Origin of the sequence: Nitrosospira multiformis (genome assembly GCF_900103165.1) — a bacterium.
GTDB classification, from domain to species: domain Bacteria; phylum Pseudomonadota; class Gammaproteobacteria; order Burkholderiales; family Nitrosomonadaceae; genus Nitrosospira; species Nitrosospira multiformis_D.
Genome location: NZ_FNKY01000001.1, coordinates 1,443,908 through 1,457,378 on the forward strand (window position 1 = coordinate 1,443,908; position 13,471 = coordinate 1,457,378).

At 52.0% G+C, this 13,471-nt stretch carries 11 protein-coding genes; 7 read left to right on the plus strand and 4 right to left on the minus strand.

Translation table 11 applies throughout. The annotated features are described in order from the left end of the window. The first annotated feature begins 20 nt into the window (after window positions 1-20). The 3 genes from BLR00_RS06475 to htpX all read left to right on the plus strand — a co-directional run bounded on the left by BLR00_RS06475 (window position 21) and on the right by htpX (window position 2,462). Window positions 21-686 carry an epoxyqueuosine reductase QueH gene (locus tag BLR00_RS06475; RefSeq protein ID WP_218124349.1) on the plus strand — a complete coding sequence of 222 codons (666 nt, stop codon included), beginning with the start codon at window positions 21-23 and terminating at the stop codon, window positions 684-686. A gap of 317 nt (window positions 687-1,003) precedes the next feature. Then, window positions 1,004-1,516: a disulfide bond formation protein B gene (locus BLR00_RS06480; protein ID WP_256324070.1), complete on the plus strand. Its 513-nt coding sequence runs from the start codon at window positions 1,004-1,006 to the stop codon at window positions 1,514-1,516. Window positions 1,517-1,580: 64 nt separating this feature from the next. Then, window positions 1,581-2,462 (plus strand): protease HtpX, encoded by an 882-nt coding sequence (gene htpX, locus BLR00_RS06485; RefSeq protein WP_074631631.1) that lies wholly within the window; start codon window positions 1,581-1,583, stop codon window positions 2,460-2,462. 228 nt (window positions 2,463-2,690) lie between these two features. On the opposite strand, the gene BLR00_RS06490 is transcribed toward htpX, so the two are convergent. Further along, window positions 2,691-3,584 (minus strand): MlaA family lipoprotein, encoded by an 894-nt coding sequence (locus tag BLR00_RS06490; RefSeq protein ID WP_074631632.1) that lies wholly within the window; start codon window positions 3,582-3,584, stop codon window positions 2,691-2,693. Window positions 3,585-4,107: 523 nt separating this feature from the next. After that, a complete protein-coding gene (gene murJ / locus BLR00_RS06495; protein ID WP_074631633.1) occupies window positions 4,108-5,646 on the minus strand; it encodes a murein biosynthesis integral membrane protein MurJ in 1,539 nt (512 codons plus the stop codon). A 209-nt stretch (window positions 5,647-5,855) separates the two neighbouring features. Between murJ and rpsT the strand changes: the two genes are divergently transcribed. Then, a complete protein-coding gene (gene rpsT / locus BLR00_RS06500) occupies window positions 5,856-6,119 on the plus strand; it encodes a 30S ribosomal protein S20 (protein WP_074631634.1) in 264 nt (87 codons plus the stop codon). 167 nt (window positions 6,120-6,286) lie between these two features. Here rpsT and BLR00_RS06505 read toward each other — a convergent pair whose 3' ends face one another. Further along, window positions 6,287-7,060, minus strand: a complete 774-nt coding sequence (locus BLR00_RS06505; protein ID WP_074631635.1) for a slipin family protein — start codon at window positions 7,058-7,060, stop codon at window positions 6,287-6,289. Between the two features lie 99 nt (window positions 7,061-7,159). Continuing rightward, window positions 7,160-8,578: an NfeD family protein gene (locus BLR00_RS06510; protein ID WP_074631636.1), complete on the minus strand. Its 1,419-nt coding sequence runs from the start codon at window positions 8,576-8,578 to the stop codon at window positions 7,160-7,162. 357 nt (window positions 8,579-8,935) lie between these two features. Between BLR00_RS06510 and BLR00_RS06515 the strand changes: the two genes are divergently transcribed. From BLR00_RS06515 to argF, 3 genes are all read left to right on the plus strand, one after another. After that, complete coding sequence (locus tag BLR00_RS06515) at window positions 8,936-10,915, plus strand: aminotransferase class I/II-fold pyridoxal phosphate-dependent enzyme (RefSeq protein ID WP_074631637.1); 1,980 nt, start codon at window positions 8,936-8,938, stop codon at window positions 10,913-10,915. Between the two features lie 270 nt (window positions 10,916-11,185). Beyond that, the gene (locus BLR00_RS06520; protein WP_074631638.1) at window positions 11,186-12,358 is read left to right on the plus strand and encodes an aspartate aminotransferase family protein; all 1,173 of its coding nucleotides are present in this window, start codon (window positions 11,186-11,188) and stop codon (window positions 12,356-12,358) included. Between the two features lie 90 nt (window positions 12,359-12,448). Next, window positions 12,449-13,405: an ornithine carbamoyltransferase gene (argF, locus tag BLR00_RS06525; RefSeq protein WP_074631639.1), complete on the plus strand. Its 957-nt coding sequence runs from the start codon at window positions 12,449-12,451 to the stop codon at window positions 13,403-13,405. Window positions 13,406-13,471: the final 66 nt, after the last annotated feature.

The window sequence follows — 13,471 nt, forward strand, 5'->3', positions numbered from 1 at the left end:
AGCCTGTTGCCATGAATGAAATGATACGACCAAACCTTATTCCTCCAGGCGGCCACAAGAAAGTGCTGCTGCATTCGTGCTGTGCGCCTTGTTCGGGAGAGGTCATGGAAGCCATGCTGGCCTCCAATATCGACTACACAATTTTCTTCTACAATCCGAACATACATCCCGAGCGGGAATACCTTCTGCGAAAGGACGAGAATGTCCGATTTGCGGATAAGCATGGGATCGAATTCATCGACGCCGACTACGATAAGGAAAACTGGTTTGCCCGCGCCAAAGGGTTGGAATGGGAGCCCGAACGCGGCATTCGATGCACCATGTGCTTCGATATGCGCTTCGAGCGCACGGCGTTGTACGCGTCCGAGAATGGCTTTCCCGTGATGACGAGCTCACTCGGTATCTCGCGCTGGAAGAACATGGAACAGATCAACGATTGCGGTCGCCGTGCGGCGGGACGCTATGATGGACTCACCTATTGGGATTTCAATTGGAGAAAAGGCGGCGGCTCGGCACGCATGATTGAAATCAGCAAGCGGGAAGAGTTCTACCAGCAAGAATATTGCGGCTGCGTCTATTCCTTGCGCGATACCAATCGGCACCGGCGAAATCAGGGCCGCGCCCTGATTGAGCTTGGCACCCAGTTCTATGGCTCCTCGGCTGCGGAGAAAGAGCCGCCAAAGTAGCAGTCTGGTAGCAGTCTGCAGCATGTCCCCGTCAGGCTGTATTCACCGGCGTTCTGGAGCGGCTCGCTCCATCCGTTTAGCCATCTGGCTCGAAACTTCTGTAAGAATAATTATAGCCAAGGCGATGGTGGAACGCTCGCTCAAACTGGGCAGACTGTCTTACCCTGATTACCTGCTACCAGCCGTAGACGGTCACGATCTTTGGATTTGCCGAATCCAATTCGCGCTATCAGCAGCTGGCGGTCAGGCATCAAGGGAAATTTCAACCTTCTGCTAAGCCGGCAGGCCGCAGATCTTAACAGCCGTATAATTAGTCGATGAAGCCGGGAATAAGAGCGATTTTTTTATTGATATTTCTAAGCTGTGCCAGCCTGATCAGCTACGCCCTTTATCTTCAACTGATAAAAAACCTTTTGCCGTGCCCATTGTGCGTTGTCCAGCGCGTGGCCTATTGGTTAGTGGGTTTAACCGCACTATTGGCGTTTCTCCATAATCCCCAGGTAACGGTCCGCCGGATATACAGTGGTGCGATGGTGGTTTTCGCATTCGCCGGGGCGGTGGTTGCGCTGCGTCAGGCATGGCTAGTGCGCTATCCCGAGGCATTCGAATGCGGTATCAGCCCGGAAGAAAAATTCTTGAATGCTCTGCCCATTGCGCAATGGTGGCCCACCATGTTCGAAGCAAACGGAGACTGCGCAGATGCGATCTGGAAATTCGCATCGCTCAATCTTCCGGATTGGTCGGCGATTTTTTTCTTGATCTTTGGTGGCTTGGCGGTTTATATTTTTTTGCCGGTCGCAATAGGTGGTAGAGAGCAGTCCCGCACTTGAAAACTGAATGCACGGCCCCATTTACCATCCGTCTCCCCTATGGATAAAAACGGAATCTACCTCTATGAAACGAATTTTCTTATTTTTAATTACCAACCTGGCGATTCTATTGGTACTGAGCATTACCCTGCGCCTGTTAGGCGTGGACCGCATTTTGGATGCGGAGGGTAGCGGCATAGATTTCAATTCTCTGCTTATCATGGCGGGAGTGATTGGATTTGGTGGGTCTCTGATTTCCCTTGCCATGTCCAAGTGGAGTGCAAAACGTATGACTGGCGCGGTGGTGATCGAGCAGCCTTCCGATCCAACCGAGCGCTGGCTGGTGGAAACTGTCAGGCGTCAGGCCGATCTTGCCGGAATTGGCATGCCGGAAGTGGCGATTTATGATGCGCCCGACGTGAATGCCTTTGCCACCGGCATGAACCGCAATGATGCACTGGTGGCTGTTAGCACCGGTCTGCTACATAGCATGCAGAAAGATGAAATCGAAGGGGTACTTGCGCATGAAATAAGTCATGTCGCAAACGGCGATATGGTAACACTTGCGCTGATTCAGGGTGTAGTCAATACCTTCGTGATTTTTCTATCGAGAGTGGTTGGCCACCTTGTGGATCGAGTTGTGTTTAAAACCGAGCGGGGCCACGGTCCGGCTTTTCTGATCACAACTTTAGTAGCCCAAATGGTGTTGGGAATACTTGCCAGCATGATCGTCATGTGGTTCAGTCGCCAGCGCGAGTTTCGTGCCGATGCGGGCGGTGCGCAACTGGCTGGCAGGAACAAAATGATTGCCGCATTGGAACGTCTTAAACAACAGCATGAACCCTCGCAGCTGCCGGAGAGGCTGGCGGCATTCGGCATTTCCGGAGGAGATGGCGGCCTCAAGGGACTATTCATGTCGCACCCGCCACTCGAAGCACGTATCGCAGCATTACGTGCAATGTCTTGATTTAGGGGTTTACCTATAATTCTGGGAATAAACGGCGGAAAGCGTTATACAACCCGCCATTTTTTGAGACAAGACTCAATTCAGAAAATGAGCTTGATTGAGCATACACGGGATAGCGGGGGAGGTATTTCCTCCCCCGAGAAGAGTCCGCTCCCTCGTCGCGCTGTTTTGTATAGCGCGGACTTCTTTACCCGGAGCGGAACTGCGATCCTGAATATTCAGGATCGCTCAATCTTCTTCGATATCTTCTTTGCTCTTGGGCGGATTGCCGTCATGCACTAAACTGCGGCGCCGCTGGAGGTAGGCATCACGTACGAACTCATACTTATCCAATGCGGCTTCATCCAGCGTTTTCTCGGATTTAAGCAATCCGGCGCGTGTATCGGTGGCCCGGGTTCCGCCAACTATGGGACCGATAAAAGGTGCTACAAAGAAGCTGCCTATAAAAACCGGATCGGTAGCCAGGTCAAGCACACGGCCGCCAGCGTCCCGAGTCGTGCTGGGACCAAGAAAGGGCAACACCAGATAAGGTCCGCTTCCGACACCATGATAGCCCATGGTTTGCCCGAAGTCCTCGTCGCGCTTTTCCAGGCCAATATCGCTAGCCACATCAACGATGCCTGCAAGGCCGAGGGTGCTGTTGACGAGAAAGCGAGTTGTGCTCGTCAGTGCATTACCGAATTTGAGCTGTAGCAGGTTATTAACTGTTACGGGGACATCATTCAAATTGGAGAAAATGTTTCCCACCGCCGTTTCAATCGGATCGGGCACCAGCCACTTGTAGCCCTTTGCCACCGGTTTGAACACATAATTGTCAACCGACTCATTAAACCCGAATATCTTGCGATTCACGGGTTCCCACGGGTCTTTCTTTTCAGTATATTTCGGATAGGCGGTTGGCGCGCCATTTTTGAATACGGGACCGCTTACTGATTCCGGTGCGCTTTTTTCACTATTGGTTGCGGCACTCTTCTCGGCTGAAGCGCTTGTGCTTGTGCTTGTGTCAGCCGAAGTACTGGTGCTAGCGCTCGTATCAGTCGGCATGCTCGTAGCGGCGGCGCCAGAGTCAGCCGAAGCATTCGTGGCGGCAGCGCTATTAGCCGAAACGCTCTCGCTAGTCATTGCGCTCTTATTGGTTGTGGCGCAACCGCTAAGAAGAAATCCCAGAAGGAATAATGATAAGGTGGAAGATCTGACGAGGTGGGCCATGTTTAAAATATATAAATTATGTGCAGCTAGCACAAAGTAAGCGTCGCCATTATAGGGCTAATTCGGGTTAAAAATGAACTTTTTTCTCATGTGCGGCGCAGCTTCTGTTTTTGCGTGCTGCTGTCAGTAAAATTCACTTTTAAAAAGAGTGCTTACCATGATTCTGGATGTCAATGACAAACATCTAATATATATTATAATATATTAATTTAATAGCATATATTATCTATTATTACGATTCTTAATGTGGGTTCCGTGAAAGGAATTAGAGGCGTGGGCGCCGAGGGAAAACAGTAATTTGAACATACTGTTTTTACGGCTGAGGTGCACGATTAGTAAGATAGGAAATTGTACCGCGGTAATTAATGATTGTAGGTATCGACAGGCATATGCAGGCGGATTTTATTCCAGTTCTTGTTTCAACTCCGGCTTCGGCTTATGTCGCGTCGCGTCGCGTAAAATTCTTGAGACGGAAACCGAGCAGCCATAACATAGCGAAGTAACTTAAAGCACCGGCCACTACTACCCATGTCAGCCGGGCAGCGCGCTCCAGGGTGGGGGCCAGCAACCATGACGCGTCGCTACCCGAGGCAAACCACAATACGCCACCCATCGCTGTGAGCGCCATCAATATCTTGGCCAGAAAAATTGCCCATCCCGGTTGGGGTTGATAAATCTGTTGACTACGCAGTTTATAGTAGAGCAACCCGGCATTGAGGCACGCACCCAGACCAATGGATAGCGCCAGCCCCGTATGGCGCAATGGCATGATAAATGCGAGATTCATTAACTGGGTTGCGATAAGCGTGATGATGGCGATTTTCACGGGTGTTTTGATATTTTGCCGTGCGTAGAATCCGGGAGCGAGCACCTTTACCAGGATGAGTCCCAACAGTCCCAAGCTGTAAGCCACCAGCGCATTACGCGTCATCCACACATCATTGACGGAAAACTCGCCGTGATAAAATAGCGTGGTGATAAGCGGAGTGGCGAGCAGCGCCAGCGCCAGCGCTGCAGGTAGCGTTAACAGCATGGTCAGGCGCAGGCCCCAGTCCAGCAGGCGCGAATATTCTTCAGTGCTATTGTCGGCGTAGTGGCGGGACAATGAGGGCAGCAATATTGTTCCCAGCGCGACACCCAGCAGGCCGGCCGGGAATTCCATCAACCGGTCGGCGTAGTAGAGCCACGATACGCTGCCCGTAATAAGGAATGAGGCAAATATTGTGTTGATGAGCAAGCTCAGCTGTCCGATGGAGACGCCAAACACCGCAGGACCCATTTGCTTAAGTACGCGCCATGCGCCGGTATCAGGGGATTTCAGCCGCAGACGCGGCATCAGCTTGAGACGCATTAGAAATGGTGCCTGGAAGGCGAGCTGCAGCATGCCTCCGATGAATACTGCCCAGGCGAGCGCAAGTACCGGCGGATCCATGAATGGCGCAAGCCACAAAGCGCAGCCGATGAACGACAGGTTCAACAATGCCGGGGTGAGTGCCGGCACCGAAAATTTGCCGTGAGTATTGAGTATCCCTCCTGCCAGGGCGACCAATGAGATGAACAGGATGTAGGGAAAGGTAATTTGCAGCAGCTCGACTGTCAGCTCGAATTTCTGCGGGCTGGCCGCGAATCCCGGCGCGCTTACGTATATGATGAGGGGTGCGGCGATGATACCTATCAATGTAACCAGGAATAACGTAATCGACAGCAGTGTTGTGACATGATCGATTAATTCACGTGTTTTCTCCGGGGTGCGGCGATTTTTGTATTCCGCAAGTATGGGCACGAATGCTTGCGAAAACGCACCCTCTGCGAACAGGCGGCGCAACAGGTTGGGAATGCGAAAGGCAACGAAGAATGCATCAGTCGCGATTCCGGCACCGAAAATACGCGCGATCAGTACATCGCGTATAAACCCCAAAATACGGGATATCAGCGTCATCCCGCTAACGGTGGCAAGGGTTTTGAGCAGATTCATGGGGGAGTATGTTAACCTGAATGCTTCTGTTGTGGCCGCGTATCACTGATTTTGCTTTGGAACAACCGGGATTCAGATGGATTTTCGCTGGATTTTCGCGCCGCCAGTTCAATTGACGAGGGCGGGCCGCGTGGTTTTTCCTTGCAATATGGTGAAAATATCCGTAATATTCAAAGATTTTAAGCAGTCGTCAATTTCGAGGAATTTACATGGCCAATAGTGCACAAGCGAGAAAACGTGCGAGACAAAATGTTAAGCAACGTGACCACAACACCAGTCTGCGTTCCCAATTGCGCACCGCGATCAAGCATGTGAGGAAGGCTGTTGGGACCACCGACAAAACTGTCGCACAAGCTGCGTTCGCGGCATCCATTGGCACCATCGATTCGATTGCCGATAAAGGAATCATCCACAAGAACAAGGCTGCTCGTCACAAGAGCCGCTTGTCTGCCGCTATCAAAGCGATGGCCTGATCGGTTAATCGCATTCAAGAAAAGAAGTCCAGAATTCACCGGACTTCTTCGCTCTCTCCGTTCTTTTCGTTTACCCTTCGTTTGTGCATTGCCAGTGCCGCTATTTTCGGAAAACCTGGGGGTCATCGAATATATCCTTGGCTTGTCAGTGGCACGCCGCAGAGGATTTATTCAGAGGTCTTCTTGGGATTACGGTTGAGGGAATCCGTCAGTGCCGATACCAAATCCATCGGTATTGGAAATATGATGGTATTGGATTTGTCCGTAGCGATGTTGGTGAGAGTCTGTAGATAGCGCAGTTGCATCGCGCCGGTTTGCTGAGAAAGAACTTGTGCCGCTTGCATCAATTTGTCCGATGCCTGCAATTCACCTTCGGCATGAATGACCTTGGCGCGCCGCTCGCGCTCCGCTTCCGCCTGGCGGGCAATGGCGCGTATCATGGATTCGTCGATATCCACATGCTTGATCTCGACGTTGGAGACCTTGATGCCCCAGGCGTCGGTCTGAATGTCAAGCGCCTTCTGGATGTCCATGTTGAGTTTCTCGCGTTCCGCCAGCATCTCATCGAGCTCGTGCTTGCCCAGCACGGAGCGCAGAGTTGTTTGCGCGAACTGACTGGTGGCGGCAAGGAAATTCTCCACCTGAATGATGGCTCTTTGCGGATCGACTACGCGAAAGTACACCACCGCACTGACTTTCACCGAGACATTGTCCCGCGAGATCACGTCCTGGCTGGGTACATCCATTACGACAGTGCGCAGGTCGACTCGTACCATTTTCTGGATGCCGGGAATTATCAGGATCAAGCCCGGACCTTTTACCTTGTGGAAGCGGCCAAGCATGAATACGACGCCTCGTTCATATTCCCGCAAGATGCGAAATGCTGTAAACAGCACGATGAGAATAATGACAAGGGTACCAAATCCGAAGTTGGCGAACATGAATGTCTCCTTTGATTATCCTGAATCCAACAGTTGACTGCTCATTCTTCAGTTTAGAGATGTGATCCACAAAGGCTTTTCGCTCCACCTCACCTTTTGTCAGACTGAGGATTCTTTCTCCGCTGAAATGACCTGTAAAACCAGACCGTCCATTCCTGTTACACGCACCTTCTGTCCCTGGATTAGAGGTTGGGCGCAACGTACATTCCATATTTCGCCATGAATGCGCGCCATACCCTCTCCCGAGATATCTTCCAGCATCTCTCCCACGGCACCGATCAATTCTTCACGGCCACTGACAATGGGGCTACGCCGCGACTTCAGCGCCATGCCGATGACAGAGATCAGGAATAATCCGCTGGCTAGCGTGATTCCGGCAATCACAGGCCAGGAAATGCCGTAGCCAGGCATATCGGTGTCAATCAGCATCAATGAGCCGACGACAAAAGCAATAATGCCGCCCATGCCAAATGCGCCAAAGCCTGATAGATAGACTTCCGCTGTTATGAATGCGATACCTAGCAGGATCAAGGCAAGGCCGGCATAATTCACCGGCAGCAGCTGAAATGCGTACATGGCAAGCAGCAGGCAGATAGCGCCTGCCACACCGGGTAATACAAACCCGGGATTGGAAAATTCGAAGAAAAGTCCGTATATGCCGATAAGCATCAGTATATATGCCACGCTGGGATTGGTGATTACCGCCAGTAATCGCGTCCGCCAATCGGGTTCGACGATTTTCACCGTGGCCGGAACCGTGTCCAGGGTGAGATTCTGACCCAGTATGGTGAATTGTCTGCCATTTACCTGTTTCAATAGATCCACCACGTCAGTAGCCACATAATCGATGACTTTGAGATCCAGCGCTTCAGTCGCTGACAGGCTTACCGCTTCGCGCACAGCTCGCTCCGCCCATTCCGCATTGCGCCCGCGCATTTGCGCAAGCCCACGGATGTATGCGGCGGCGTCATGGATCATTTTGCGCGACATCTTATCTTGCGGCGGCACGCTGTCATCTTTTGCATTCTGATCGTGGCTCTCGTCCGGCTGTGCCGCGGGTGAGCCCTGTGATGGCTTCGGCTTGGTTTTGGGCCCGGTTGAAGGCTCGGGCGATTCCGGTAAGCCACCGATCTGAACGGGTGTGGCTGCCCCTAAATTGGTGCCTGGAGCCATCGCGGCAATGTGGCTGGCATAAAGAATATAGGTCCCGGCACTGGCTGCTCGCGCTCCGCCCGGTGCCACAAAAACCGCCACGGGGACCGGTGATGCCAAAATGTCGCGCACGATCTGCCGCATCGAGCCATCGAGGCCGCCGGGTGTATCCAGTTGCAACACGATGAGTAATGCCTTCTCTTCGGCGGCACGTTGAAAACCGCGTTCGATAAAGTCAGCGCTGGCCGGTGCGATCGGACCCTGTACTTTCAGTACTATCACGGGTGCAGCCAGAACGAAAGTTGGCAGCAGAAGAAGCAGCATCATCGCCACAACATGATGCGAAACAGAAATGATCGGTTTCATGTTTCTTAATATAGACCGTTTCAGTCTTGACTGCATTCGGTCACCACAATCGAAGTGTGCACCAGCAATGTTGCTGCAGGGTGCCTGACTTGAACCCGGATAATCCATTAAACAGCCCCCCGAGCCTACGCGAATACTGACGGTCCGTTTGCGGCCATTTTCGCCGCCGTTTTTGCCACTGGCGTGGCGTCCATAGACCCAGCTATGGATTTCTCCCAACCGGCAAAACTGCCTCGCAACCTTGCCTCACCATCATCTCGCGTCCTGATGGATTATCTGGGTTGAAATATCTTTCTGTACTTGCAATCAATGTGGTTTTAGCGCATAAAGCGGTTTTTATATTGAAAGCAGTATTTCATGAAGAGACCAGTCAGCCGGATTCTCGTCATCAACGATGAGAAACTGATATTAAAGGAACTTATCAAGGGGCTGAATGCGGCAGCTAAATCCCTGGAAAATCCGTTAGGTATCACTTTTGCCGGTGTTACCACCGCGCGCGAAGCACTGCAGGCAATCGAGCAGGATGGCGACATTCAGTCGGTGGTAGTCGACGATACGCTCTATACCCTGAAAAACGGTGAAAAGGGATCGCGTAACTTGCAAATGACGGCGTTGACGCTGGTACAGAAAATCACCCGATTTCGTCCGGAATTGGATATCTATATCCTGATCGCACAGGAAAAAGAGGATGAAGTGGTGGATGCGCTCTTTTCCGAAACGGTGGACGGCTACTTTTACCGTGAGGAGCGTGATTATCGGGGGATGTACCGCATTCTCAATGCTCAGCTTCAGGAAAAAGCACGCACGCCGTTTTATGACCAGCTCAAAAGTTATGTGCTCATGGCAAAAGATGCCTGGCATACGCCGGGGCATTCTTCCGGTGACTCGCTCCGTGACAGCCCTTGGGCCAGTGATTTCTATCAGTTCATTGGTGAGCATATTTTTCGTGCGGACTTGTCGGTGTCGGTACCGATGCTTGATTCGCTGATGGAACCCTCCGGCGTGATTGCGGAGGCGCAGAAGATTGCGGCAAAGGCATTCGGCGCGCGGCGTACCTTTTTTGCCACCAACGGTACTTCCACCGCGAACAAGGTGATATTCCAGACGTTGCTCGCTCCCGGCGAGAAGTTGCTGCTGGATCGGAATTGCCACAAGTCCGTACATCACGGTGTCGTGTTGTCCGGTGCTCATCCGATTTATCTTGACTCGTCGGTCAACAAGAAATTCAGTGTTTATGGACCGGTGCCAAAGCAGACCTTATTCAACGCCATTGAAGAACATCCGGATGCACAGGCGCTCATACTCACCAGTTGTACGTACGATGGTCTGCGTTACGACTTGCCGCCTATCATCGAGGCCGCGCATGCCAAGGGAATCAAAGTGATCATTGATGAAGCCTGGTACGGATTTGCCCGCTTTCATCCGGCTTTTCGCCCAACCGCAATGGAAGCGGGCGCAGACTATGCTACCCAGAGTACGCATAAGGTACTGTCGGCTTTTTCTCAATCCAGCATGATTCATGTCAACGACCCCGGCTTCAAAGAGCATTTGTTTCGGGAGAACTTCAACATGCATACATCCACCAGTCCGCAATACAGCATGATTGCAAGTCTTGACGTGGCACGCAAGCAGGCGATGCTGGAAGGATACAAACTGCTCTCCCGTACGCTGGAGCTGGCGAAGGAAGTGCGTACGCAAATCAATTCCACCGGGGTATTCCGGGTACTGGAGCTGCCTGATTTGCTGCCTGACGAAGTCAAGCATGACAATATTCAGCTTGATTCCACCAAGGTTACCGTTGACATTTCCCGCTGCGGCTTCACGGTGGAGGATTTAATCCGGGAATTGTTCGAGCGTTATAATATTCAGGTGGAAAAATCCACATTCAATACCTTGACGCTACTACTTACCATCGGCACTACCCGCAGCAAGGTTTCGCGGCTCTATGATGCCCTGATGCGCATTGCGCGAGAAGGCCGCGCGCCCCGCCGGCTCTATCAGACCCCGGAAATTCCCGGTTTTACCGATCTGAAATATCTGCCGCGTGATGCATTCTACTGCGGGGGTGAACTGATGCCGCTGCTGGATGAGCAGGAGAGAGTAAACAACAATCTGGATGGCAGGATATGCGCGGATCAGATCACTCCTTATCCGCCCGGCATACCCGTGCTGGTGCCGGGACAAACCATCACGCAAGCCGTCGTGCAATATCTGGTGAGCATGTTGCGTTCACAGAAACGTGTTGAAGTGCATGGGATCGTTTATGATGGGTATCTGCCGTGTTTGCGGCTGCTGACGGCCGCTGAGGAAAAAGGCTTGAAAAAGCTGGTTAAATAGGTAAAGATACCGATTGTGCAAGAAACAAACAGTTCACGGCGGCTCATGCCGCCGTGCTGCATTCTGGCGCTGGGAAAACATGTTTGTTTATAGGTAAGGTGTTTCCAGGATTATGAGCATCTTTCTAAATGAGAAGCCAAAGTCCGCTTATTGCCAACCGGGTGCCGGCTGAAAGCGCACAAGAAATTTTTTGCGCGGCACATAGATTTACCGATACGTAATGGCAGAATGTAGTATCACGATAAAATTTGGATTTATAGAGACGTACTTATGTCAAATTTGATGAACACCTACCTGCAGCTCCCTGTCACTTTTGCCCGAGGGGAGGGCGTATGGCTGTGGGATGAAACGGGGAAGCGTTATCTCGATGCGCTTGCGGGCGTTGCGGTGTGCGGTCTGGGACATTGTCATCCAAAACTTGTCGCGGCGCTTTGCGAACAGGCCGGGACGCTAATCCATACCTCCAATCTTTACCATATAGGCAGACAGGAACAACTGGCCAGCAGGCTGGCGGCATTGTCAGGTATGGACAACGCTTTTTTCTGCAATTCAGGTGCGGAAGCGAACGAAGCAGCGATCAAGCTGGCAAGGCTTTATGGTCATGGCCGGAATATCGATCTGCCCACCATTATCGTAATGGAAAAATCCTTTCATGGACGCACCATGGCAACGTTGACCGCAAGCGGAAATCGCAAGGTGCAGGCCGGTTTCGAGCCATTGCTCACTGGTTTCGCGCGGGTACCTTACAATGATCTGGAAGCCGTGACGCAAGTGGCTGTGCACAACAAGAATGTTGTCGCAATACTGGTTGAACCCTATCAGGGCGAGGGGGGAGTCAACGTGCCCCAGGCAAGTTACCTGCAAGGTTTGCGTCATCTATGTGATCAGAATGGCTGGCTGCTGATGCTGGACGAGGTGCAATGCGGGATCGGCCGTAGCGGTAAATGGTTCGCTTTTCAACACAGCGGCATTATGCCTGATGTAATAACGCTGGCTAAAGGTTTGGGTTCGGGTGTCCCCATCGGCGCTTGTCTTGCGAAGGGTACCGCGGCGGAAGTATTCAAACCCGGTAATCACGCTTCCACTTTCGGCGGTAATCCCCTGGTCTGTGCCGCTGCACTCACCACGCTTCAGGTAATCGAAGAAGAAGATTTGCTGAGAAATGCGATGGAAGTGGGTGATTTCATGCGCAGTATGTTTAAAGCACAACTGGCCGGCTTGCCTGATGTCAGACAAATCCGGGGACAGGGGTTGATGATCGGTATCGAGCTCTCCAAACCCTGCGGCGAGCTTGTGAAAGAAGCGTTAAAACGAGGGCTGCTGATCAACGTGACCTCGGATAAAGTGGTGCGCCTGTTGCCGCCGCTCGTGATGCAACGGAGCGAGGCGGAGCAAGTGGTGGATACCTTGTCCGCGCTGGTGAAGGAATTCCTGATGGCATGACGGAGAATCAGAATCATGAAAAGTGAAACGTGAGATCCTCAGTTCATGTTTCCGGCTTCGAAGGTCTCCATCCATGATTCAGGAATAATTATGCAGATCAATCATTTTTTACAGTTTAATGATTTCTCCCGGGAAGAATTCGAGTATCTGTTCGAGCGGGCGCGCTGGATCAAGCATGAGTTCAAGCAATACCGCCGGTACTGGCCATTGGAAGATCGTACCATGGCGATGATTTTCGACAAGCATTCGACTCGCACCCGCTTATCGTTCGAAGCGGGTATGCACCAGCTGGGCGGTGCGGCGATCTATCTCTCCACCCGAGATACCCAGTTAGGGCGCGGCGAGCCAGTGGAAGATGCAGCGCGCGTCATTTCACGCATGGTGGATATCGTCATGATCCGTACCTATGAGCACGATATTATCAGGCGTTTCGCCGCACATTCGCGAGTCCCGGTGATCAATGGACTGACTGACGAGTATCACCCCTGTCAAATCATGGGTGATATTTTTACGTTCATCGAACGATGTGGAAGCATTTCGGGCAAGACCGTGGCGTGGATCGGGGATTCCAACAATGTTTGCAACACCTGGCTTCAGGCGGCGGAAGTATTCGATTTCAACGTACACGTCTCGACCCCACCTGGTTATGAAGTCGAGCCGGAACGAGCCGGGCTTTATGGAACCGGTCACTATGAGGAATTCGCCGATCCACATGATGCTGTAAAAGATGCCGACCTTGTCACCACGGACGTTTGGACCAGTATGGGTTTCGAAGCCGAAACCGAAGAGCGGAAAAAAGACTTTGCCAATTTTCGCGTGGATGCTGAAATGATGTCCTGTGCCAAGAAAGAAACTTTGTTCATGCATTGCCTGCCGGCACATCGGGGCGAGGAAGTGGCCGCGGAGGTCATTGATGGCCCGCAGTCGATCGTATGGGAAGAAGCCGAGAATCGCCTGCACACACAAAAGGCACTGATGGAATATTTGTTGTTGGGAAGATTAAGCGGTGCTTCTGCTAATCCAAATTCTAGTAAAGCACACTCCTAGCAGCCTGCCGGAGTGAAAGCGGGAAAGCCCGCAGAATTATATTCCAAGAGTCCTGAAGTACAGCGT